Genomic DNA, 23,477 nt, shown 5'->3' on the forward strand with positions numbered 1-23,477 from the left:
GTATATGTTCCGCCAATCGGCGCCACTTTTCCTTCACGAACTCGTTGCCAACGTTGCTGCGCAAAATCCGGATAAAGTCGCGGTCGCTGATCGGAACGGTTCATGGACCTATGCAGAGTTGCACAGCCGCACTGCGGAATACGCGACACACATCGCTGCGGCGGGCGTGCGTGCCGGTGACCGGGTCCTGATCCGCGCCATTGCCGAGCGCTGGGTGATCGCGGCGATCTACGCCTGCTCCCGTATCGGCGCGATGGCCGTACCGCTCAATCCCGATCTGCGACCGACGCAATGGGAGCAGATCAATCGGGACGCGGAGCCGGCACTCGTGATGAGTGATCCCTTGCCGACGGCAGGCCTGGCGACGGCACGGAAGCCTGCGTCGCCGGGAAACTTGGATCCCGACGCGGCTGCGCTCCTCCTGTATACCTCCGGCAGCACTGCCGCGCCGAAGGCCGTGGTGTGCGCGCACCGCTCGATACTGTTCGCGACGTCTGCGATCGCCTCTCGGCTGAATTATCGGTCGGACGATGTGGTGCTGTGCAGGCTCCCGCTCTCGTTCGACTACGGCCTCTATCAAACCTTTCTGACAGCCCTCTGCGGCGCGACGCTGGTACTGTCCGGACCCGGCGACGACGCCGGTCTACTGGGAATCATGCGCCGCCATGGCGTGACCGTTGCCCCAGTGGTGCCATCCCTCGCGACGATGCTGGCGCGGCTGGCGGTTCGGGGCACGGCGCCCACCATTCGCCTGTTCACCAATACGGGCCAGGAACTGACGTCGCCACAAATCGCTGCGTTGCGCCGGGCCTTTCCGTCCGCAGCCGTTCAACTGATGTACGGCACCACCGAGTGCAAACGGATCACGATCGGGCAACCCAACGAAGACCTGGCCCTGCCCGGCTCGGTGGGATCGCCGCTGCCCGGCACCAGTGTGCGGATCGTCGACAACGATGCGCGTCCGGTGCCACCGGGAGTGGAGGGCCAGATCACGGTTGCCGGACCACATTTGATGAACGGCTATTGGCGGGACGAGGAGCTGACCGCACGGATCTACCAGAAGGACGCCGTCACCGGCGAACGGGTGCTCCACACCGGTGACTACGGGCACATGGATGAGGGTGGCAACCTGTTCTTCCACGGTCGCCGCGACGAGTTGTTCAAACACCATGGCGTACGCACAAGTGTTGCTGAGATCGAGGCGGCGGCATCCGCGGTGCCGGATGTCGATGAAGCCGCTGTGGTGCCACCGCGCGGTGATGACGAAGCGGTGCTGTTCGCGGTCACTGTTCTAGAGCCTTCTGAAGTCCTGCGTCGACTGCGCGACCGGCTGGACCCGCTCAAGGTGCCGACGCGCTGCCGGACATTGTCGCGACTGCCGCTCGGGCCGAGGGGCAAGATCGACCGGACGGCGTTGGCTGCCTTGGTAGATGGTGCGGAAGCGCAAGCCGCTCATGCCTGATATTGCCAGCCTGACCAGGCAGTATGGGAGCCCGCTCTATGTTTACCAACTCGACGCGGTAGCCCGGGCTCTCGTGGATTTGCGGGCCGCCCTGCCGACGCAATCGGTCGTCTACTACTCGCTCAAAGCCAATCCACACGTGGTGGTGGCCCGGGAATTGCGGAGGTCCGGCTGCCGAGCGGAGATCAGTTCGCCAGGTGAGCTGACGGCTGCCCGGAATGCAGGCTTCCGCGGCGAGGACTGTCTCTACACCGGCCCGGGCAAGACCGACTCCGAGATCGATCACGCGATCGCCGAAGGCGTGCGACGCTTCTCCGTCGAATCTGCCGGCGAACTCGACCGCATCGGCCGGGCGGCGCTGGCGCACCACACCGAAGCAACGGTCTTGTTGCGTGTCAACGGCAGCTCTGTCGGAGCGAGCGGGCTGCGGATGACCGGAACCGAGTCCCAGTTCGGGGTGGATGAGAAGCAGGTGATCGCAGATCCCGGACGCTTCATGAATGTGCCAGGAGCCCGCCTGGTGGGATTGCATCTGTTCCCTCTCAGCAACGCGCGTGACGAGAGCAGTCTGATCGCGGCCTTCCGGGAGAACATCGCCCTCGCCGCACGGTTGCGCGACCGGGCCGGACTGCCGCTGCTCGTCGTCGACCTGGGTGGCGGATTCGCTGCGCCGTACGCCCGGCCGGGGCGTCGGCCACGGTATCCCGGTCTGCGCAAAGCCTTGGAAGCCGCGCTGGACGGAGGTTTGCCCGGATGGCGCCATCACGAAGTCGAGATAGCCTTCGAGTCCGGCCGGTACCTGGTCGGCGACAGCGGTCGTTTGGTCACCACCGTCCAGGAGATCAAAACGAGCGGAAACAGCACATTCGTGGTGCTGGACTCCGGGATCAACCATCTCGGCGGGATGACCGGATTGGGCAGGCTGGCTCGGCCGTCGGCCACCCCGGACCATACCGGCGGTGAGACCGCGACAGTGACACTGGTCGGGCCGCTCTGCACCCCCGCCGATGTACTCGGTCGCGATGTCGAAGTACCCACCGTAGCTCCGGGCGATCTGCTGGTCGTGCCCAATGTGGGTGCGTACGGGTTGAGTGCAAGCCTCGTGGCGTTCCTGGGGCGGCCGGCACCCACAGAGATCGTCCTGGCGCACGACAAGGTGGTGGAAGTGAGGCGGATGCGCCTGACATATGAAAGCTTTCCCGTAGAGGAACCGGTCGAGGAGGTGTCGTGACGAAAGCCGCTGCGCTCGCCGCCGAGCTGGCTCCGGTGCTGGCCCAGCACGCCGCGAAGGCCGACGCCGACGCCGAATTCCCCCGAGACAGTGTCGAGGCGCTCCGCGAGGCGGGCCTTTTCGGCCTGCTGGTCCCGACCGAGTACGGCGGAATGGGTGGTGACCTCGGAGACATGGTCGAGGCGGCGGCCCTGCTGGCGGGCGGTTGTCTGTCCACCGCCATGATCTGGGCGATGCACTGCCAGCAGGTCGACACCGTTGTCCGCCACGCAGGTGGCGCGCTGCGGGAGGTTCTCCTTCGCCGCATCGCCGTGGACGGGTACTACCTCGCCTCGGTGACCACCGAACCCGGCAAGGGTGCCCACCTGTTGACCGCGAGTTCCGCAATTGTCCGCGAGGACCAGCAGCTGTTGGTGCGGCGCGACGCGCCCGTGGTGACCGGCGGTGAGTTCGCCGACGGCTTCCTGGTCACCATGCGCGCGAGCGCCGACGAACCACCCAACCGGGTCAGCCTCGTGTATCTGGACCGCAGCCAGGTCGAGGCTCGAACGGTGCGTGACTGGAACGCGATGGGCATGCGCGGCACGCGTAGCGTCGCAATGGTGCTCTCTGGCACCGCCTCCGCCGACCAGTTGATCGGGGCCGCGGGCGGATTCCGAGCGGTGGCTGTGGACAGCATGATCCCGGCAGGCCATCTCGCCTGGTCGGCGTGCTGGCTGGGGGCGGCTCGGGCGGCCCTGAACTCCATGACTTCGCTCATCAGATCCTCGGACCGCCCGGCGAGTATCGACATCGACAGCGATCTCGTCCGGCACCGACTGGCCCGCACTCGTGTCGAGCTCGAGCTGTGCGGTGCCTATCTGCTGCACATTCGGAACGAGGTGATGCATCGAAGGCGTGCCAAGCGAGGGATGGATGAGTATGCCTTTCAGATAAAACTCGACACGCTCAAAGTGGCCTCTTCGGAGTTGACGTTCTCGGCAGTGGACCGCTTGGTCCAGCTCGGCGGCGCGATGACCGGCTATCAGCGCGACGCACCGGTGCCGCTGGAGCGGCATTTCCGTGACTTGCGGTCGGCCAGTCTCAACTACTCCAACGACCGCCTACTCACCGCGATCGGCACGCTGACCTTGCTGGATGGAGCCGGCTCCCTCGCAGCCGGTGTCGAATCCGGCGCAGGTCTCTGTCACAGGGAGTCGGCCGAGAGGGCTTGAGACGGGGGCATATACCGAGCGGCGTGGCCGCTACGGCCGATCCAATCACGGTAACAAAGGAGTTCGCATGAGTCGGCAACTATGGGCCGAACCGTTCGAGAAGATTTTGCGCACCTATCTACCTCTCCTGTCGGTGGACACAGAGGTGACGCCGGATATGAACCTCGCTGATCATGGCCTGGACTCGATGGCCACCGTGAGGCTGCTGCTCGATCTCGAAGAGACCTTCGCTGTCATGATCCCCGACCATCTGCTCTCCGTGAACACCTTCGCGACGCCCGCCGGACTTTGGGCGGCCATTGATAGCCTGCGGGACGACAAAGCGGTCCAGTGATGCGTCGACTGGCGCAGCGGCCGGACCCAGTGACCTAGCACGGTCTCGGCCGCTGAATTCCACCGCGTTTCCATCGGCAGGGACCAAGCTTTCCTGCGCGCATCCACCCAAAGACTGTGAAATGCGGGCCTCACCAATGACATCGCGACCGCACGTCACGGATCATGCCGCGCGCCAGCGCCCATGACCTCGAAGAACTTGGCGCGGTAGTCCCATCGTGGCGGTATAGGTTCTGTCTCCCAATGAGGTGAATCGATCGGCCCCGTGGTCGGGGCCGATCGTGCATCATGTCGTGCGTGGCGACCGCGATCGGTGATCGATACCAGGTTCTGACCGACAAGCAGTGGGAACTACTGGAGTTGCTGCTATCGAAGTCCGAGGGCCATGTGGGCCGTAACTTCGCCAACAATCGCCTGGTGGTGGTGGGGATGCTGTATCGGCTGCGCACCAGTCAGCCGTGGCGGGATCTGCCGGAACATTTCGGGCCGTGGCAGACGGTGTGGAAACGCCACCGCCGCTATGCCGCCGACGGCACCTGGGACCGGGTGCTGACCGCTCTGGTCGCCCTGGCCGACACCACCGGTGACCTGGACTGGGTTGTCTCGGTCGACTCGACAATCGTGCGGGCACATCAACACGCCGCCGGCGCGGCCGCCGACTCGGTGACCGGGCTATGAACCGGCCGACCATGCCATCGGGCGCTCCCGCGGTGGGCTGACCACCAAGATCCATCTCGCCGCCGACGGCGCCGGTCGCGGCCTGGCCGTGCTGCTCACGCCCGGTCAAACCAACGACTCGCCGCTGCTGCCACCGCTGCTCGACGCGGTGGTGGTGCCGCGACTGGCCGGTGGGGCACCGCGGCGCAATCCGGAGGTGGTGATCGCCGACCGCGCCTACTCGGCGGCGTCGAACCGAACTCTGTTGCGCCGCAAACGTATCCAGACCGTGATCCCCGAACGCCGGGACCAGGTCGCCAACCGCAAACGCAAGGGCCGCGCAGGTGGGCGGCCACCGAGCTTCGATGCCGAGATCTACAAACGCCGCAACGTCATCGAACGTGCCTTCAACAGGGCCAAGCACTGGCGGGCGGTGGCCACTCGCTACGACAAGCTCGCGATCACCTACCGGGCCGGAGTCGTCCTGGCCCTCGTCGTTGAATGGCTCAAATCATTGGGAGACACGACCTAGCGGCGCACCGGTCGACTCTGATCCCCGCCGGGTGGCACATCGATGCCTACCGGGTGCGCTGGCTGCGCGGAAACCGCAAAAGGCATGGGGCCCGGTCATGGTGACCCGCCCGCATATTCGTCCAGTGGGCCTTGTAAATTGCTCGCTGTCCGGTGACCAGGGCAGCACGATTTTCCGTCATCCTGGTCTTGCTCTATCAGGGGGACGTACGAGCACCTGCTTGCATTCCACAGTTATCCGTCCTCCTCGGCGCCGACGGTAACTGTCATCGGTACGGATATGGCCGTGTTGCCGGCGCTGTGCGATTTGTGCGTGAATCTCATCAGGGCCATGTCCGGTCCGGACGGTTATTTCACGCCGTTGTCCTTCGGTTATCTCTGTTCGGTGCGTCGGGGAGATTGCCACCGCCTCGGTGCGTGCCTAGAGTCGAACGCGAGGGGTTGTTCGTAAGATTTCCTTCCGCTCAGTAGTCGATCGGAGGTTGGCTATCGGCGTGGATCGTGCTGCTGTCCCGCCGAAATCACTTTTACGGCGGCTCCGCTCGAGATGCAGTCGATATCGTGTCGAGGAGTTGAAACGAGTGCCTGCTCACGATCCGACAATGCGCGGGCGGCGGGGGCTGAATTCCGAAGTGTCGCCATGTTCCCGGGTAGGTTTTCGGAACGTCCGCCGGGCGTGAAGAAGAGATCCCTTTCCACGACAACTTCGGAAGGAGGTGAAATCTTATGCAGATCGACTTCGAGAAAGTGAACATCGAGTTCATCGATGATCTCGACCTCGACGACATCGTCGGAGGCCGGGCAGTGCCTTGCGCTGGTTTCTAGTACCGCCGTGTTCGTTACGTGCAGCCAGGGGCCCCAGACATGTCTGGGGCCCCTGGTGCTCCCGTTCGGTCGCCGAAGATTCGTTACTCGAGGTCGTGTATGAAGTTTCCCGTTCTCGCCGGTCAGGCAGACTTGCTGATGTGGCAGGAGAAAGCGGAGCATTCCAGCAGCCCGTTCGGATTCACGATGATGTTCCCCGATCACGTACGACCGGAGCATATCGTCTCGGGAATACAAGCGGTTGTACGCGGATTCGCGGCATTGCGGCTACGATTCTCGGGGTCGGCGTCAGATGGGTATCTCCAAGAGGTCGATCCGTACGACCGGCATGAGCTGGCAGTTGAATTCCATGATGTGTCGGACGCGACCGCCGATAGGCAAGCACGCTACGCAAGAAGCATTCTTTACCGAGATACCGTCGAGTGGGATCGGGACCGTCGCGGGGTCTATAGGTTCGTAGTTGTCAAAGGTTCGGCTCACAAATATCAGCTTGTGTTCTCGTTGCAGCATGTCGCAATCGACCGGCATTCGATCGTGCTGGTGTTGAACGCCCTCCGATCGTCCGTGCTCACCGCCGCGCAAGGCGAAGATCCGGTGATGCCTCCCGATCGGTACGAAGCCGCGGTCGACGGGGTGCTCTTGACACCTGCGGCCGAAATGGCGGCAAGACGTCACTGGGAACGTGAACTCGATCTACCCGACGACGCATTCGGCGGGCACCTGGCTGTTCCTCCAGCGCGCCCGCGAACGCACAAGGCAATCCTCGCCGGTGAACCATATGTCGAGCTCAAGCGGACCGCCGCGGCCGGGGCTTGGGGTCCCTCCGCGATGTTTCTCGATCGTCTGGTTTCCGCCTGGCGGAGGTACCAGCCGCGGGCAACTCTGATCGATGTCGTCTACACGATCCGTTCGGAAAGACTGGCAGACCAAGTCGGCATGTTTTCGACAATTCGTCCGATTATCATCGACTTCGGCGGACGGACATGGCGGGACAGAATAGCCGGTCAGCTGATTCGTGCGGCTGCGCACCAGCAGATCGACAGCCGGGAGCTGCGCAACCTCGAGCTACGACAAGGCATACCGAAGCGTCCCTTTCCGGTGTTCAACTACATCGACGCCTCCAGGCCCAGCAGCCGGAGCAGGAAAGCCGATGTCGTACCCACGGAGAGATTCAATGCGCCGTATGCACTGGCAAGGCCAATATCTCTGCAGGTCAGCGATACCGGTGAGGCTTTCAACATCACCTTGGAGACGAACTCCGCTGCATTTTCCGTCGAAGAGTCGGCGCACCTGTTCAGTCGATTGGCGGGGCAATGACACAGGACGTGGCTTCGGAGACGGATGAAAAATTCCCGGGTAGACCCCGGTTCCGCAAGCCTTCCCTCGACCGGTACGGCCGCTCCAGCATTTTCGGAGCGGTGGCGTTCCGAGCCGGCCGTGATCCGAACAGGCTAGGTTTCGTCCTCCGGGCTGCCGAGTCCTGCGATGTGCCCTTCTACCCCCAGATGACGGCAGCCGACTGCGGTCCCGCGTGTCTGCGCATGGTCCTTGCCAGCCGTGGCGTTCACATATCCGCTCAGCAGCTTCGAGAAGAAGCGGGCAGCGGTCGAAACGGAGTGTCCGCATCGAGGTTGCTCGAACTCGGCCGGCGGCACGGGCTGGATGGCCGCGGAGTGCGCACCAACCTGTCCGGGCTCGCGCATCTGGCATCCGGTTCTATCCTGTTCTGGCGATTCAACCATTTTGTCGTGCTGGTGAAGGCCACGCGGTCTCACGTTGTGATCATCGACCCGGCAGTCGGGCGTCGAGTTATCAGCTGGAGCGATGCCGATGTCGACTTCACCGGCTTGGCTTTGGAGTTCACAGGCCACACAACAACCGACCGACATGAAACCGAACCCGCGGGTAAGAGCAGTAGCAGAGCCCTGGCGACAGCATTTCTCCCTCGAACTCCCAAGTGGCTGGGAGCCCTGGCCGCCTCCGCGTTGCTCCTCGTTTATGCGTTGACCTTTCCTTTTGTTCTGGCACGCATGGTCACCGCTGGTGCTGATACATTGCAGGGCGGCACTGCAGGCCAGCTGCGATGGGCTGCGGTGCTTACTTGCGCAGCTGCTTCTTTCGGAATACTGCACTTCACGCGCTCGCGGTTGATCGTCTCGATACAGAGCCTTCTCGAAGAACGTGCGGCACATCAACTGATGGGACGCCTCAGCCGACTGCCGCTGGAATTCTTTCACGCCCGGCACCCAGGTGATCTGGCGCAGCGGGTCCGGTCCACTGCGCGACTCAGGCAGATCGTCTCGGTTACCACGGTCGGCGCCGTATTCGACGCCCTACTGGTCATCGGGTACGTGCTGGTCATCGGCTACCGAGAATTCTGGCTATCGCTGGCAATAGTCATCTGCATCGTTTCCTTCGCACTCGTGACGACACTGTCGTGGCAGCGACACCGGCAGCTGGCCTCGGATGTGCTCGAAGCTCGCACCAGGTCGTCCAACGACCTGCACGAGATCCTCACCAATATGACGACTGTGAAGTCGTTGGGTGCCGAAATCATCGCGCATGCTCGATGGCTGAATTCGTTCGCGAACGAACTCACTCACGGGACGAGGCAGCGACGGCATGCGGGTATGGTCTCGTCATTCATGGCGACCATCCAGTTTGCCGCGCCGTTGTTGGTCCTGCTCATAGGGGTGTCCGTTGCCGTGCGCAGCGAGGCAGGGTTGTCCGCTGCGGTCTCGTTAGGTGCCTTGAGTTCAGGGTTGTTCGCCTCGTTGTCGAACCTGTCGTTGGCATCGGCTGCACTCGTGGAGCTGCTGCCCGACCTGTCTCGCATCGATGACGTGCTGACGAGCCCCGTCGAGCGGGGCGGGCTGCGAGGCATGGCGCAGGAAGACCGGCCACCGTGCATCCGGCTGGAAGGCGTCTCGTACACCTATGCCGGTGCGACCGCAGCATCGGTCCATGAGGCGACGGCCGAAATTTCATCCGGTCGGCTGCTGCCGATCATCGGACCATCCGGATCCGGGAAGTCTACGTTGGGAATGCTGATCGGCGGTTTGCTGAGTCCGACAGCGGGGCGGATATTGATCGATGGGATTGATCTGGCCGAAATCGACCCGATCGCGTACCGCAGCCACATCGGCTATGTCGACCAGAACAGTACCTTGATGTCGGGGAGCATTCTGGACAATATCAGATTCAGTTGCCCGGACGCTTCGCTCGACGAGGTAAGGTCGGCCGCACGCCTTGCTGAGATCGATGATTTCATTTGCACCTTGCCGATGAAATACGAGACTCTGCTAGGTGCCGGTGGCGCCGGTGTTTCCGGCGGGCAGCGGCAGCGGATGGCTCTGGCGAGAGCGCTGGTCAAAAAGCCTTCCCTACTGATTCTGGACGAGTCCACCAGTGCCGTCGACCCCGACACCGAAACCGCGATCCTCCGCAATATTCAGGATCTCGGAATCACGACGATACTTCTCGGTCACCGGGCGGCGCTCACGGTCGGCGCCTCGAGAATCCTGAGGATGACGGACGGCGTCGGCGAATTGATGGATCTTCCCGGAGATTCTTCGCCCCAGCAAAACATGTCGGATCGGTCGTGACGAAGTCGGCGGCGCGATGAGTATTTCTGAAAGGTTGTGTCCTATGAGTGGGTTCTCGGGCGATCTGGCCAGTGAACTTGAATGGTGCATGTTGAAGCGGCTGTGTGTCACGCCTATCTCTGACGCCCCGGAAGGGTGGATAGAAGATTGGCTCTCTCCGCTTACTGCGGGACGAGCTGACAGCATGACCCTTGTGAATATGGCGATCAGACAAAAGATAGCCGGAGCGCTTGCCACACTGATTGAACTAACTGATAGAAAAGACTTGTTCTATCCGCAAGTGCGAGAATTCCTCAGAACAAATTTGAACGCCAATCGCATCCGGAATCGCGTGTTGACCTCGGAAGCAGTGCAGATCGCCGGCGTATTGCAGGAAAGAGGATTTCCGGCGTTGGCGACGAAGGGCGTTGTGCTGCAGTATCTGGTATACAACGGCGATGGATCGCGACGGTTGTCGGATATCGATTTCATGATCCATCCCGAAAACAAGCATGCCGCCACGTCGGCATTGCGGGATCTCGGATTCGAATTCGGAACCTATGACCGCTACAATCATCGAATCAACCCGCTCAGCAGGGAAGACGAGCTGATCTATCGGATGTACCCCGATCATCTGCCTCATGCGGTAAAAATGCGAGACGACCCTTTGGTGTCATTTGTCATGGTTGATTTCGCGTTCAGTCTAACCTGGTTCCAGGCTCCCTGGCAGGTTGATATGGGTAGCGCGCTGGCTAATCCGATGACGGTACTTCCGCAGGAAGATTTCGCCTGCGCTCGAGGCGTTCCCGGAACTATCAGTTCACTCTCCCGCCCTTTCCTCTGGCTATTTACCGTTCTGCACCTTTTCCGGGAGACATGGATTGCGCGGGATGCCCTTCAGGGTGGGTCTACACTGGCGCAGTATCGAGATGTCATCCAGCTGTGGAAAATCATGACACCCGAGTCGAAGTCCGAGGCTCGCCGTATCATGATGGACAGTCGCACAGTGTTTCCGGTCAAGTGGATTTATGAGCACACTGATAAGATGTTCGGGACGACGATATGCGATGAGCTTGTCATCGGTGATCCACTCCCCGAACATCTTCTCGATACCGGCCTCGGCCCGAGCGACAAGGTCCTGACCTGGTGCGACACTCTGGAGCACCGGCTATTTTCGGGGCGGGCAGCAGAATTTGTCCCCAGTGGAACCATTCGTCTCGAAGATCTCGCATGGTGATTCTGCTGGCGGAATCGCGCCGCTATCGCAAATCAGCGGCGAGGTGAATTCGATGGGGCGTTCATGTGCCGGGAGTCGGTGGTGTCTCGGTCGGGCTATTACGCCCGTGTGGACGTGGTCTCAGCGACCGCGACACCACCTACCCCAGGCTTTTCCGGATTGTCCAAGCGCCGACAATATGAGCACCCTGGGCACCGGCGCTCTGTCCATTAACCCAGGCTCCGTTACCCGCCGGCCGGAGTAGCAATTACATTGCCCGGCGGGCACGAAAACACGGAGGCTCGGGTATTGTTATACGCACCTAGGTGGCCACGGAGGATCGAGCTTCTCACAGGGAGGTGGGGATCCCTCGGCAATGTAACTTACCGTCGGAGTTTGTACTTCTGGTTGTAGTGCAGGTAAATTCAGGAGAGCGATCGGACCCGGAAGGGTCATTCCTAAAAATATGATTATCCCAATGGGGCGTCCAATATTCTTGCTCATGTAGAACTCCTGTCGCTCGTTTTATCTTCTGTTCATGCGAGTGATGTTGAAACGGCCTCATCAAGGGGCTGAGGGGTGGGTTCCGATGGCTGTGCTCACGGCTGGGTCTTCGCCGGATATTCGGGTTCGTGGAGAAGCTGAGCTGGTTGTGCCTCCAGTTCTGCTCTGGCAGATGCGCGGAGGAACGCGGTGGCGATGGTGCTCACCGCGGAGTCGGCATGATGGATTGCGGTGGTCAGCCGGGTGCTTCGATAGAGTAGGCCAGGGTCTCGACGGGCGGCCGCCCATTCCGCGGCGTCGTCTTCGATGCGCTGTCGCCAGATGAGTTGTGACCGATTCTCGGTGATCCAGCCGCGCAGCCGTTCCCACTCCAGCAGTGCGTCGTGCACAAGGTAGGCATGCTGGGACTCCAGGGTGATCAGCCGCGCATCCACCAAGCGGTGAACAAGCTCGGGACCGGTGCTGGTGCGAGCGGCGATGCGAGCGAGTTCCTTGGTCGGTGTCCGGTAGCGGGTGACGGTGCTGTCGCGATGGACGGTCACCAATGCGAGCAGAATGTGGCGCATATCGCGCTGTTCTGCCGAAGTCGACGCCTCCCAGAGCTGTTCGGCTATTCGACCAACCACTCCGGCCACGCCTCCGACCCGATGATAGGCCGCGAGTTCCAGTCGACTTCCGTACTGACAGGCCCACATCGATCGCATGGTCGCCGACAGCACAGGTAGGACACCGGCGTTGATGGTAGGCCGGTCGCTGCCCGGTCGGCCTCCTTCGAGTTCGGTGACGAGTAGTTCTGCCACAGCGGGATCGACGGCGATTCCGCGTGTGCGTGGTGGCCCGACGATGGCCGACATCAGCTCCTGACGATGTGGGTGGTTCAGTGTGAAGCTGTTGTGCTGTACGGCATGCGCAAGCCACGGACATTGCAAACAGTTGACGAGCTGGTCAGAACGCACCGCAACGAGGACCGACGCGAATGTCGACACCTGCTTCAACCAGATCAGGAACGCCTCGCGGACCGTGGCATCGACCTCGGGCTGGTACAAATGCTCGAATTGGTCGACGATCAGCAGCAGCCGACGGTCACCGGCCCAACGCCGCACGGCATCGAGATCAGAACCCGATCCGCTGAAACTATCTGTGGCACGGAATATGCGCTTCTGCGAACCGAGCGGATTGTGATCTGCTGCAGTGACCGCGACCGCCCACTGCGTCGATTCCGCGCTCAGCGCCGGAATCACACCCCCGCGTAGCAGCGCGGTCTTGCCGATCCCAGAAGCGCCCGTCAGCACGATGACATCGGCATCGCGTTGCGCACATGCTGATGTTCGGATCATCTTCAGGATGGACGCAATGGCGCGCTGTCGCCCGAAGAAGGCGGGATCGTGCCGTTCGAAGAACCCATCGGCATCCGGATACGGCGGCTCGGTCGCGGTACCAGATGCGGTGACCGGGGCGCTGCGCGCCGCTGCCCACAACGACCTCCAGGCGCGTAGATGCACTGTCTCGGTCGTTGTTCCGGCCCGGCGTCGTGCCCGGGCGCCCAAGACGTTCAGCACCGGAACCAGTGATTCGAACCGCGCCGGAACGTTGCGTCCGTTCAGCCAGTCGCTGATCCTCTGGGCTGTCGCGTGTGCTGAACGGGTCTCGCCGTCGGCATCGCGCACCTGCTGCTGGGCGAGCGTGGCGACATGCCGTAACGAGGGAGCGCCCGCGTCCCGATGCAAGGCGGATAGTCGTCGTGTGAATTCCTCGCGCGCGGACGTGCCATGGGTGGCGTAACTGGCTATGGCGGATGATGCCGGCTTCATGTGTTCCCCCGAAGAGTGTGACGACCGCGTCGTCGTTGACGACTGGATCGGTTGTGTCTCTACAACAGGCTTAGACGACGGCGGGGTTGATTCAGTTCCACCGAAGGGCGGATGTTTTCGCTCCCGCCAGCACTGCGCCCCGAGGGTGCGGAGCTGCGACCAGCCGGTCGCCATCGCGGTACGCCGCTACGAACCTGCACCGTTCTCTGTCCGGTCCGGACGGCATTTGCCTCCGTATGACCTGCGCGGTCGTTGTCTGCGACACGATCCTGCAGTTGCGGTGGCCGTGAGCTGTGCCCTAGCGTTCCGGCCCTCGGCATCGAAGTAGTCGGCCGTGCCACGGCACCCGTCCACCAGACGCGACCCACCTCCCCGCACCGGTCGGTCGATTGTGGATAACCCACGCGCGCCAAGCGCTGTCACACAGCGAACCGAATCCGTATGGAGGTGGGATATCAGGTCGGGTCGGATCCCTGGATGGCGGAGAGCCAGATCGTCGTGGTGGCGGCGACGGTAGCGGCGGCGACGAAAGCGGGCAGGCCGCCGTCGTCGATATAGACCCATAGGAGGGCGGCGATGGGCGCGGCGACGGTTGATTGGGCATCGAGCAGGAGGCGGCGGCGCAGGCGCATGGCCATCGCGGTGTTGGCGACAGCATCCTGGTCGGCGCGGCTGGGGTTATCGATCAGGCGGCCGGGAGGTTCGGCGTCGCGGATCCGGCCGGAGGGGTAGAGGCGTTGCTCGCCGAGATGAATCGTGCGGCCGGTGAGCTTCGCATCGGCTCCGGGGAGGGTGGCCAGCGTCGGGTCGAAATACACTGGAAGCCAGTACGGACGGTCGGTTCCTTCGATTTGTAACCACGACCGGTTGGTCAGGCGGTGCTGTTGCCGGATGCGTGTGACTCGTACGGTCTGCGCTGAGCCGGAACGCCGGAACGGCAGCAGGCCGAATGCCATGACGAGCCGGTATCCCGTGTACGAGATGATGCCGAGCGTGACGGCCGCGATCCCCGCCACCTGATCCAACGTGCCGAACGGCGCCCAAGCGGCACAGACCGCGAGGGCGCCGAGCGTCACCGTGACCGGATAGGCCAGCGGGTGGCCCGATCCAGAACTCACTTCAGGAAGCCGACCTTGGTGTAATCCCGCGAGGCCAGTCCGAAGGCGCCGTAGTTCGCCAGGTCGGTTCGAACGGCGTAGGTGCCCGATGCCTGGTTCAGCGGGACGGAGTAACCCTCTTCGAAGATCATCCGATCGCATTCGTTGGCTAGCTGAATGGCCTTGTCCGGGTCGAGCTCGGAAAGTGTCCGGTCGATCAGCGCGTTGAGTTCGGGGGTACCGATCCGCGCCTTGTTGCCCTGCAGGTTGTTCGGATCGTAGTAGTAGATCTGCCGCAGTCCGCTCAGCGGGAGAACGCTGCCGTTCCAGCTGAATTGGGCCAGATCGAAGTTACCGGGGTCGATGACGTTGGTGAACAGACCGGTGCCGGGCACGGTCTGGATGCTCAGCTTCACTCCGACCCTCGCGAGGTTCTGCTGCACGATCTGCGCGGTCTGCACCCACTGATCCTGCTGGTACATCACGTCGCGGAGTTCGAGCTTGCGACCGTCCTTCTCGCGGACATCGCCGTTGAGTTTCCACCCGAGGGCGTCCAACATGCGGGCCGCCTCGTCCGGGTCGTAGGCGATGGGCGCCGCGTTGTCCTGGTAGCCCTTCTGCCCCGACACGAAGACGTGATTGTTCAGCGGCTTGGGATCGTCGACGACGCCGTGCTGCGAGGCGGTGACCACTCCCTGCCGGTCGATCGCCTTGGAGATGGCGATTCGCAGCTGCGGATCGGCCAGCAGGGAACCGGGTGCTCCGTTGAACGTGATGTGCGACCAGGTCGGCTCGGGCGTGCGCCGGATGACCACGTTCGCGGCATTGCGCGCCGCGCTGATGTTCTCGATGCCGGACATGTAGGCGATATCGAGTTCGTTGTTCTGGATCGCGGGCAGCCAGGCCGAATGGTCGAGCACGCTGAAGGTGACGGAATCGAGCTTCGGCGTATCGCCCCACCACTTGGGATTGCGCCCGAGCACGATGCGATTCTGGCTGCGGTCGATGGAGGTGACCACGAAGGGGCCCGCACTTTGCGGCAGCCCGTTCCTGGCCGCGTTGGTGAAGGCGTCGGGGGTCGCGGTGACCGACTTCGGGTACAGCGGGCTGAACAGCCCTTGCCATTCGCCATATGGTTGATCGAAGGTCACCACGGCTTGCCGGTCATCGGCGCCGCGCTCGACCTTGCCGACCCGTTCGAAACCACCGGTGGCCGAGACGAGGAACGCGTTGTCCTTACCGCTGAGCGCATTCGCCTGAGACCGGAGATCCTCCCAGGTGATCGGCGAGCCATCGGACCAGACGGCCTTCGGATTGATGGTGTACTCCACCTGCTGCGGGCTGTTGCCGGTCAGCTTGATATCGGTGAAGAAGTTGTGGTCGACGCTCAGCTGCCCCGCCGCGTCGCTGACGAAGGCGGCGGGCATCGTCGCTTCGGCGATGTAGAAGACAGTTTCCGTTCCGCCGTCTACGTGCAGATAGTTGAAAGTCTCCGGAAAATTGGAGAGTGCCAGCCGCAGGTTGCCGCCGTCGCGCAGTTCGCTCGGGTCCCTCGGGTTGATGTCGTTGGTGCTGCCGACCGTGCTGGAGCCCGGGGTCACTCCGTTGTCACCGCCACAGCCGGTGACTGCCAGCCCTACGACGACCAGCGATAAGGCCAGCCGGGCACACGCAGAGGTAATCCGCATGGTGATCCTTCCTGCTCGTTGCGTCCTACGGAAACGACCTCACTTCTCGAAGCCCACCCGGAGGTAGTCCGTGGAAGCCAGCCCGAAGGCGCCGAAGTTGGCCAGGCCCGCACGGACCGCTACGTTGCCGGCCGATTGCGCGACGGGCACCGAATGACCCAGCTCGAAGATCATCCGGTCGGCCTTGTTCGCAAGCTCGATCGCCTTCTCGGGGTCGAGTTCGGAGATGGTCTGCTCGATCAGCGCGTTCAGGTCGGGAGACCCGATCCGTCCCTTGTTGCTGAGCGTATTCGCTGGGTCGTAGGCGTAGATCTGGGGCAGCGCGCCGAGCGGGAAAATGCTTCGTTGCCAGCTGAACTGAGCGATGTCGAAGTTGCCCGGGTCGATGACATCGGTGAACAAGCCGTTGCCGGGGAAGGTCTGGATTTCGAGTTTCACCCCGACCCGAGCCAGATTCTGCTGCATGATCTGCGCCATCTGCACCCAGGTGTCCTGCTGGAACATCACATCCCGGATCACCAGCTTCCGCCCGTCCTTCTCGCGAACGTCGCCGTTGAGCTTCCAACCGAGTTCGTCCAGCATGCGGGCCGCCTCGTCGGGGTTGTAGGCGATCACCGCGGAGTTGTCCTGGTAGCCCTTCTGCCCGTCGAGGTAGATGTGGTTGTTCAGCGGCTTGGGATTCTCCACGATCCCGTTCTGCAGCGCCGTGACGACGCCTTGACGGTCGATCGCCTTCGCGATCGCGACGCGCAGGCGGGGATCCGCGAGAATCGACCCCTGCGCTCCGTTGAACGTGATGTGCGAATTGGACGGGCGCGAAGCGCGACGCACGATGATGCCCGGTGAGTTGGTCGCGGACTTGACCTCCTCGATGCCCGAGATATCGATGGCGTCGAGTTCATTGTTCTGCAAGGCGTTCAGACGGGCCGAGTAGTCGAGCACGCTGTAGGTGACGGTGTCGAGTTTCGGCGTCTCGCCCCACCATTTCGGGTTGCGGCTGAGCACGATGCGTTGCTGTGCCCGGTCGACGGAGGTGATCACGAACGGTCCCGCCGACTTGGCGAGCCCGTTGCGGTCACGCTCGTTGAACGCCTGCGGCGTCTCGGTCGATTCCTTCGGCATCAGCTGACTGAACAGGCCCCGCCAATCCGCGTAGTGCTGTCCGAAGGTGGCGATCGCCTGGCGGTCGTCGACGCCGCGCTCCACACCGGCCAGCCTGCTGTAGCCCTGGGTCGCGGAGACCCGGTATTCCGTGTTGCGGCCGCTCAGCGCCTCCGCCTGGGACCGCAGGTCCTCCCAGGTGATCGGGCTGCCGTCGGACCAGACCGCCTTGGGGTTGATGGTGTAGACCACTCGCTGCGGGTTGGTCTCGGTCAGCGCGATGTCGGTGAAGAAATTGTGGTCGATCGACAATTCGCCCGCGGCGTTGGAGGTGATCGGCCCCGGCAATGTCCAGTCGACCACCTCGGAGAGGTCATAGTCGCTGTCGACGTGGTGCGAATTGAACGTGGCGGGGAAACTCGTGATGGCCAGACGCAGGTTGCCGCCGTCGCGCAGTGCGCTCGGCTCCTGGGGATTGATGTCGTTGGTCGAACCCAGCGCGTTGGAACCCGACTTCACCGCGCTGTCGCCCGAGCCGCAGCCGACCAGCAGCGCGAGCGCCGTGCCCACGGTGAGCGCCCGGACGATCACGGTTCGTGTCCGCCGCGGGCGGTTGCGGGTGGGCTGTACTGGTCTCATTTCACGAATCCGATCTCGGTGTAGTCGTAGGACGCCAGCCCGGGGGAGCCGATATTGGCGAGGTCCGCGCGGGCGCCGAAACTGCCGTCGGACTGGGTCAGCGGCAGGGAATGTCCTTCCTCGAACACTTTCCGGTCGACCTCGTTGGCCAGTTCGATCGCCTTCTTCGGATCGAGTTCGGTCAGCGTGCGTTCGATCAGGGCGTTGAGTTCGGGCGAACCGATGCGACCGTAGTTGCCCTGCAGATCGTTCGGGTCGTAGTAGTAGATCTGCCGGATGGAACTCATCGCGAAGGCGTCCCCGGAGAAGATGAACTGTGCGGCGTCGAAATCACCGGGAATGATGACGTCGGTGAAATAACCGGCGCCGGGCTTGGTGTCGATGGTCAGCCGCACGCCGATGCGGGCCAGATTCTGCTGGATGATCTGCGCGATCTGGACCCACAGCGGGTCGTTGTACATCACGTCGCGAATTTCCAGTTTGCGGCCGTCCTTCTCACGGACGTCGCCGTTGAGCTTCCAGCCGAGCGCGTCGAGTTCCCGTGCGGCCTGGTCCGGGTCGTACGCTACCGGCGCCGAATTGTCCTGATACCCGTCTTGTCCCTGGAGGAAGATGTGGTTGTTCAACGGCTTCGGATTCTCGACCAGGCCGTTCTGCGTCGCGGTCGCGATGCCCTGCCGGTCGATGGCCTTCGCGATCGCCACGCGCAGGCGCGCGTCGGCGAGAATGGAGCCGGGCGCGCCGTTGAAGGTGATGTGGCGCCAGCGGTTACCCGGGGCGCGGCGAATGACCAGCCCACTGGTGTTGCGGACCGTCTTGACCTCATCGATCGAGGCGAGCCGGACGAGGTCGAGTTCGTTGTTCTGCAGCGCGCTCGCCCAGGCCGCGTGATCCAGCACGCTGTAGGTGATGGTGTCCAGTTTCGGCGTTTCACCCCACCACTTGGGATTACGGCCGAGCACGATCCGGCCCTGGACGCGGTCGGTGGATTGGACGACGAACGGGCCCGCGCTGGAGCCGAGACGGTCCACGAGTCCCTTGTTGAACGATTCCGGGTCCGCCGTAACGGATTTCGGGAAAAGCGAGGCGTTGCCCGCGAACTGTCCGCGCCATTCCCCATAGGGATGGTTGAAGGTGAGGACCGCCTGCCGGTCGTCCACACCGCGCTCGACCTTGTCGACGAACTCGAAGCCGTTGGTGATCGCGATCAAGAAGCGCTTGTCCCGCCCGCTGAGCGCGTGTGCTTGCGCGGCGATGTCCTCCCAGGTGATCGGCGTTCCGTCGGACCAGACCGCCGCGGGATTGATGGTATAGGTGACCTGTTGCGGATCGGTGCCGGTCAGCGCGACATCGGTGAAGTAGTTCCTGTTCACGGTGAGGTTGCCCGCCGCGTCGACGTCGAACGCGCGCGGCATGAGCGGGCGCTCGATGTCGGCGATCTCGCCGTCGTTCCCGTCATTGGACAGGGTGTTCCAGTTCGCCGGGAAGCTGGTCGTCGCCAGGCGCAGATTGCCGCCCTCGCGCACCTCGTGGCGGTTCTTGGGATTGATGTCGCTGGTGGTGCCGAGCGCGTCGGACAGTCCCGCGGCCGAATCGTCGGTGCCGGTCGCGCAGCCCGCGGCGATCAGCGCGAACGCCGCCAAGCCCGCGGTCCACCGCATTCGGTCCAAACGGATCCGCATCGCGCTCTCCTGACTATCGGCTGACTGCTGGAACCGGCACCGCGTCGATCAGCGCCCTGGTGTACTCGTGCCGAGGATCAGCGAATATCTGCTCCGCCGGGCCGTATTCCACGATCTTGCCGCGATACATGACGGCGACGTCATGGGCCAGATTCCGCACCACCGACAGGTCGTGCGAGACGAACAGGTAGGACAGGCCGCGCTCGGTCTGCAGATCGCGCAACAGGTTGAGCACGCCCGCCTGGATCGAGACGTCCAGCGAGGAGACCGGCTCGTCCAACACCAGCAGCTCAGGGTCCAGTGCGAGTGCGCGGGCGATGCTGATGCGCTGTTTCTGGCCGCCGGAGAAGTCCGCGGGATAGCGGTCGGCATGGTCGGGGCGCAGCCCGACCTGCTCGAGCAGTTGCGGGACCCGGCGGACGATTTCGGCGCGCGGTCGCCCGTCGATGCGCAACGGCTCGGCGATCGCGTCGAAGATCGGCAGGCGCGGGTCCAGCGAGGCGGTGGGGTCCTGGAAGACGATCTGCATCTTCCGGCGAATCTCCCGCTTGCGCGCCTTGCTCAGCGACGCGACATCGTTGCCCATGATCTCGATGGCGCCCGACTGCGGCGGTATCAGATCGAGAATCTGCGTGAGCGTGGTGGATTTGCCGGAGCCGGACTCCCCGACCAGCGCCAAGGTGCGCCCGCCGCGGACCTCGAAGCTGATGCCGTCGACTGCCCTGACCTCCCCCGTGCGGCGGCGCAGCACTACACCCGAGGTGATCGGGAAGACTTTCACCAGATCCGAGACGCGCAGAACCACATCGGACTCCACCTCCGCCACGGCCTCCGGCTCGGCGATCTCGCGGCGGTAGGCCTCGAACAAGTCGTCGGCGCCGACCTCTGCGGTGCGAATGCAGGCGGCGGTATGCCCGGGTTCGACGGCCTCGAGCGGGGGTTCCGCGGCTCTGCATTCGTCGATCGCCACCGGGCAGCGGGGTGCGAACGAGCAGCCGGGCGGCAGGGCGTGCATAGCGGGCGGCGCGCCGACGATCGGGATCAGCGGCTGCCGCGGCGGACCGTCCATGCGCGGAATCGAACCGAGCAGGCCGACGGTGTACGGCATTCGCGGCGCGCTGAACAGGTCCGCCGCGGTGGCGGTCTCGACGATCCTGCCCGCATACATGACGGCGACGCGGTCGGCCAGGGTCGCGGCGATGCCCATGTCGTGGGTGATCATGATGACGCCCGCGCCGGTGATGTCGCGCGCCTTGCGCAGCAGATTCAAGATCTGCTTCTGCACCGTCACGTCCAGCGCGGTGGTGGGCTCGTCGCAGATGATCAGCGCCGGATCGTTCGCGATCGCCATCGCGATGACCACCCGCTGGCGCTGGCCACCGGAGAACTCGTGCGGAAACGCCTTGGCCCGCACCTCCGGATCGGGGATGCCGACCAGGTCGAGCAGTTCCACCGCCCGCTTCGCGGCTTCGCGCCTGCCCATCTTGCCGTGCGCCAGCAGGGCTTCGGCGATTTGATCGCCCACCCGGTACACCGGCGTGAGCGCCGACAACGGGTCCTGGAACACCATGCTGATGGAACTGCCGCGCAGCCTGGACAATTCGCGATCACCGAGCCCGAGCAGTTCGCGTCCGCGGAAGCGGATGGAACCGGTGATCCGCGCCTGCTCCGGCAGCAATCCCATCACCGCCAGCGAGGACACCGACTTCCCCGAACCGGATTCACCGACGATGGCGAGCACCTCGCCGTCGGACACCGTGTAAGTAACGCCGCGGACCGCGTCGATCCGGCCCTCCTCGCTGGGGAAGGACACCCGCAGATCGGTGATCTCCAGCAGCGGCGCGGTCGAGGCCGTCTTCTCGGTTTCTCCTGCGCTCGTCATGCTTTCGCCTTCTTCTTCGACCGAGCCCGCTTCGCGCCGGGATCGAACGCGTCGCGCAGTCCGTCACCGACGAGGTTGGCGCACAGCACGGTGATGATCAGCAGACCACCCGCGAACAGGAACAGCCACGGATAGGTCAACGCTGATTTCGTGCCCGCGGCGATCAGCGAGCCGAGCGACACGTCCGGCGGCTGCACGCCGAAACCGAGGAAGCTCAGCCCCGTTTCGGCCATGATCGCCGAGCCGACGGTGAGGGTGGTGTCGATGATCAGGATCGAGGCGATGTTCGGGATGATGTGACTGAGGATCACCGTGCGGGTTGGCGCCCCCATGTACCGAGCGGCCCGGACGAATTCGCGGTCACGCAGGCTCAATGTCAGGCCGCGCACGATCCTTGCCGAGATCATCCAGCCGAAGCAGGACAACAGCACGATCAGCAGCAGGATGGAACCGCTGCCCTTGGTGCGCGGCGCGAACAGCGCGATGATGATGAAACTCGGGACCACCAGCAGCAGATCGACCAGCCACATGATCGCGCGATCGGTCCAGCCGCCGAGCAATCCGGCCAGCGAACCGGCGGTGGCCGCGATCGTGGTGGACAACAGCGCGACGCACAGGCCGATGACCAGCGATTTCTGCAATCCACGCAGAGTCTGCGCGAGCACGTCCTGACCGATCTGGGTGGTGCCGAACGGATGTTTCGCGCTCGGTGGTTTGAGCAGGGCGGTGTAGTCCAGTTGCTGGTAGTCGTAGGCCAGCAAGGGCGGCAGCGCGAAGCTCGCGACGAACAGCGCGATGAGGATCAAGCCACCCGCGACGGCGGGCTTGTTACGCAGGAAGCGCCGCAAGACCAGCCTGCGCCGTCCGGTCGCGGTGACTTCCGGGGCGCCCTGGACGATGATTTCGGCTTCGGTCATCCCACACGCACCCTCGGGTCGAGAATCGCGTACACGATGTCGGAGAGCAGACCCGACACCAGCACGACCAGGCCGGCGAACGCGGTCACCGTCACCACGACGTACAGGTCCTGCGCGTTGATCGAGTCGACCAGCCACTCCCCGACACCGTGCCAGCCGAAGATCTTCTCGGTGAACGTCGCGCCGGTGATCAGGGCGCCGAGACTGTAGGCGAACAGTGTGGCCATCGGGATCAGCGCCGTGCGCAGGCCGTGCTTGTACAGCGCCTTGCTTCGGGTGAGGCCCTTGGCGCGAGCGGTGCGGATGAAATCGCTCTGCAGCACGTCGAGCATGGCGTTGCGCTGATACCGGCTGTAGCCCGCCATGGCGCCGAGGGCCAGCGCGGTGGTGGGCAGGATCAGGTGCTGGACGCGGTCGAGCAGCTGCGGCCCGAACCCTTCGATCTTGTTCGCCGACGTCTCGCCGGTATAGAGGAAGATCTGCGACCCGGTGAGCGAGTTGATCTCCAGCGCACCGTATTTCAGCAGCGTCGCGAGCAGGAACACCGGTGTGCTCAAGACCAGGAGCGACACCACCGTGGTGAAGTAGTCGCTGAACTTGTACTGCCGGATCGCGCCCGCGGCGCCGATCAGTACGCCCAGCACCGTGCCGACCAGGGAGCCGACGATCAACAGGCGCAGACTCACCGCGACCCGCCGCGGCAGTTCCCGGCTGACCGGCTGACCGGCCAGCGTGGTGCCGAAGTCACCGTGCGGAATACCGGCGAGCCAGGTGATATAGCGCTGCGGGATCGGGTCGTTGAGATGCAACTCCTCGGCCTTGGCGTCGATCACTGCCTGTGGCGGGCGCGGGTTGCGTTGTTCGAGACTGTCCAGCGGCCGGAACGTCAGTGACGCCAGGCTGAACGTCAGGAACGAAGCCAGCAGCAACAGCACGACATAGTTGAGCGCGCGTCGTAGCAGGAAGCCGGTCATCAGTCCTCTGGTCTTTCGGCTGGACGGGCCAGCGTCGGTATTAGTCCCCGATCATAAGGACGTGGTCGGCGGCGCGCGTGCCACACGACATCCGGGCATGTCCGAGGCTCGGCCGGACACCGGCCCGCA

The 23,477-nt window shown here is 63.6% G+C and carries 15 protein-coding genes and 1 pseudogene; 8 read left to right on the top strand and 8 right to left on the bottom strand.

Translation table 11 applies throughout. The features are described from left to right. Nucleotides 1-4 precede the first annotated feature (4 nt). From ON29_RS01290 to ON29_RS01330, 8 genes and pseudogenes are all read left to right on the top strand, one after another. Entirely contained in the window at nucleotides 5-1,462 is a 1,458-nt protein-coding gene (locus ON29_RS01290; protein ID WP_040864229.1) for a class I adenylate-forming enzyme family protein, read from the top strand. After that, complete coding sequence (locus tag ON29_RS01295) at nucleotides 1,455-2,693, top strand: type III PLP-dependent enzyme domain-containing protein (RefSeq protein ID WP_051174778.1); 1,239 nt, start codon at nucleotides 1,455-1,457, stop codon at nucleotides 2,691-2,693. Before ON29_RS01290 ends, ON29_RS01295 begins: the two co-directional genes overlap by 8 nt. Then, complete coding sequence (locus ON29_RS01300) at nucleotides 2,690-3,907, top strand: acyl-CoA dehydrogenase family protein (protein WP_051174756.1); 1,218 nt, start codon at nucleotides 2,690-2,692, stop codon at nucleotides 3,905-3,907. Before ON29_RS01295 ends, ON29_RS01300 begins: the two co-directional genes overlap by 4 nt. Nucleotides 3,908-3,974: 67 nt before the next feature. Beyond that, the gene (locus ON29_RS01305; protein ID WP_040864230.1) at nucleotides 3,975-4,241 is read left to right on the top strand and encodes a phosphopantetheine-binding protein; all 267 of its coding nucleotides are present in this window, start codon (nucleotides 3,975-3,977) and stop codon (nucleotides 4,239-4,241) included. Between the two features lie 287 nt (nucleotides 4,242-4,528). Continuing rightward, nucleotides 4,529-5,429: pseudogene (locus ON29_RS34405) on the top strand (IS5 family transposase). Nucleotides 5,430-6,352: 923 nt separating this feature from the next. Beyond that, on the top strand, nucleotides 6,353-7,570 hold the full coding sequence (locus ON29_RS01320; RefSeq protein WP_157172621.1) for a condensation domain-containing protein: 1,218 nt from the start codon (nucleotides 6,353-6,355) through the stop codon (nucleotides 7,568-7,570). Further along, on the top strand, nucleotides 7,567-9,858 hold the full coding sequence (locus ON29_RS34410) for a peptidase domain-containing ABC transporter (protein WP_083863165.1): 2,292 nt from the start codon (nucleotides 7,567-7,569) through the stop codon (nucleotides 9,856-9,858). Before ON29_RS01320 ends, ON29_RS34410 begins: the two co-directional genes overlap by 4 nt. Before the next feature lie 43 nt (nucleotides 9,859-9,901). After that, complete coding sequence (locus ON29_RS01330; RefSeq protein ID WP_157172622.1) at nucleotides 9,902-11,074, top strand: nucleotidyltransferase family protein; 1,173 nt, start codon at nucleotides 9,902-9,904, stop codon at nucleotides 11,072-11,074. A 578-nt stretch (nucleotides 11,075-11,652) separates the two neighbouring features. Here the strand turns inward: ON29_RS01330 and ON29_RS01335 are convergent. The 8 genes from ON29_RS01335 to ON29_RS01370 all read right to left on the bottom strand — a co-directional run bounded on the left by ON29_RS01335 (nucleotide 11,653) and on the right by ON29_RS01370 (nucleotide 23,348). Continuing rightward, nucleotides 11,653-13,368, bottom strand: a complete 1,716-nt coding sequence (locus tag ON29_RS01335) for an nSTAND1 domain-containing NTPase (RefSeq protein WP_157172623.1) — start codon at nucleotides 13,366-13,368, stop codon at nucleotides 11,653-11,655. Nucleotides 13,369-13,823: 455 nt separating this feature from the next. Beyond that, complete coding sequence (locus ON29_RS01340) at nucleotides 13,824-14,444, bottom strand: hypothetical protein (protein ID WP_063825230.1); 621 nt, start codon at nucleotides 14,442-14,444, stop codon at nucleotides 13,824-13,826. 38 nt (nucleotides 14,445-14,482) lie between these two features. Next, on the bottom strand, nucleotides 14,483-16,153 hold the full coding sequence (locus ON29_RS01345; RefSeq protein ID WP_040864236.1) for an ABC transporter family substrate-binding protein: 1,671 nt from the start codon (nucleotides 16,151-16,153) through the stop codon (nucleotides 14,483-14,485). A gap of 39 nt (nucleotides 16,154-16,192) precedes the next feature. Continuing rightward, nucleotides 16,193-17,893, bottom strand: coding sequence for an ABC transporter family substrate-binding protein (locus ON29_RS01350; protein WP_040864237.1), 1,701 nt, complete (start codon nucleotides 17,891-17,893; stop codon nucleotides 16,193-16,195). Continuing rightward, the gene (locus ON29_RS01355) at nucleotides 17,890-19,575 is read right to left on the bottom strand and encodes an ABC transporter family substrate-binding protein (protein ID WP_040864238.1); all 1,686 of its coding nucleotides are present in this window, start codon (nucleotides 19,573-19,575) and stop codon (nucleotides 17,890-17,892) included. Before ON29_RS01355 ends, ON29_RS01350 begins: the two co-directional genes overlap by 4 nt. Nucleotides 19,576-19,588: 13 nt before the next feature. After that, nucleotides 19,589-21,457: an ABC transporter ATP-binding protein gene (locus tag ON29_RS01360; protein ID WP_051174758.1), complete on the bottom strand. Its 1,869-nt coding sequence runs from the start codon at nucleotides 21,455-21,457 to the stop codon at nucleotides 19,589-19,591. After that, a complete protein-coding gene (locus ON29_RS01365; protein WP_040864239.1) occupies nucleotides 21,454-22,374 on the bottom strand; it encodes an ABC transporter permease in 921 nt (306 codons plus the stop codon). The genes ON29_RS01360 and ON29_RS01365 overlap by 4 nt, the downstream gene beginning before the upstream one ends. Continuing rightward, nucleotides 22,371-23,348 carry an ABC transporter permease gene (locus tag ON29_RS01370; RefSeq protein ID WP_040864240.1) on the bottom strand — a complete coding sequence of 326 codons (978 nt, stop codon included), beginning with the start codon at nucleotides 23,346-23,348 and terminating at the stop codon, nucleotides 22,371-22,373. Before ON29_RS01370 ends, ON29_RS01365 begins: the two co-directional genes overlap by 4 nt. Nucleotides 23,349-23,477: the final 129 nt, after the last annotated feature.

This window comes from Nocardia exalbida NBRC 100660 (assembly GCF_000308575.1).
Taxonomy (GTDB): Bacteria; Actinomycetota; Actinomycetes; order Mycobacteriales; family Mycobacteriaceae; genus Nocardia; species Nocardia exalbida.

What these genes read in the sequence shown, in the direction of transcription:
- ON29_RS01360 (WP_051174758.1), bottom strand. Translation starts at nt 21,457, where the DNA reads ATGACGAGCGCAGGAGAAACCGAGAAGACGGCCTCGACCGCGCCGCTG.
- ON29_RS01350 (WP_040864237.1), bottom strand. Translation starts at nt 17,893, where the DNA reads ATGAGACCAGTACAGCCCACCCGCAACCGCCCGCGGCGGACACGAACC.
- ON29_RS01290 (WP_040864229.1), top strand. Translation starts at nt 5, where the DNA reads ATGTTCCGCCAATCGGCGCCACTTTTCCTTCACGAACTCGTTGCCAAC.
- ON29_RS01295 (WP_051174778.1), top strand. Translation starts at nt 1,455, where the DNA reads ATGCCTGATATTGCCAGCCTGACCAGGCAGTATGGGAGCCCGCTCTAT.
- ON29_RS34410 (WP_083863165.1), top strand. Translation starts at nt 7,567, where the DNA reads ATGACACAGGACGTGGCTTCGGAGACGGATGAAAAATTCCCGGGTAGA.
- ON29_RS01345 (WP_040864236.1), bottom strand. Translation starts at nt 16,153, where the DNA reads ATGCGGATTACCTCTGCGTGTGCCCGGCTGGCCTTATCGCTGGTCGTC.
- ON29_RS01365 (WP_040864239.1), bottom strand. Translation starts at nt 22,374, where the DNA reads ATGACCGAAGCCGAAATCATCGTCCAGGGCGCCCCGGAAGTCACCGCG.
- ON29_RS01335 (WP_157172623.1), bottom strand. Translation starts at nt 13,368, where the DNA reads ATGAAGCCGGCATCATCCGCCATAGCCAGTTACGCCACCCATGGCACG.
- ON29_RS01330 (WP_157172622.1), top strand. Translation starts at nt 9,902, where the DNA reads ATGAGTGGGTTCTCGGGCGATCTGGCCAGTGAACTTGAATGGTGCATG.
- ON29_RS01320 (WP_157172621.1), top strand. Translation starts at nt 6,353, where the DNA reads ATGAAGTTTCCCGTTCTCGCCGGTCAGGCAGACTTGCTGATGTGGCAG.
- ON29_RS01355 (WP_040864238.1), bottom strand. Translation starts at nt 19,575, where the DNA reads ATGCGGATCCGTTTGGACCGAATGCGGTGGACCGCGGGCTTGGCGGCG.
- ON29_RS01305 (WP_040864230.1), top strand. Translation starts at nt 3,975, where the DNA reads ATGAGTCGGCAACTATGGGCCGAACCGTTCGAGAAGATTTTGCGCACC.
- ON29_RS01370 (WP_040864240.1), bottom strand. Translation starts at nt 23,348, where the DNA reads ATGACCGGCTTCCTGCTACGACGCGCGCTCAACTATGTCGTGCTGTTG.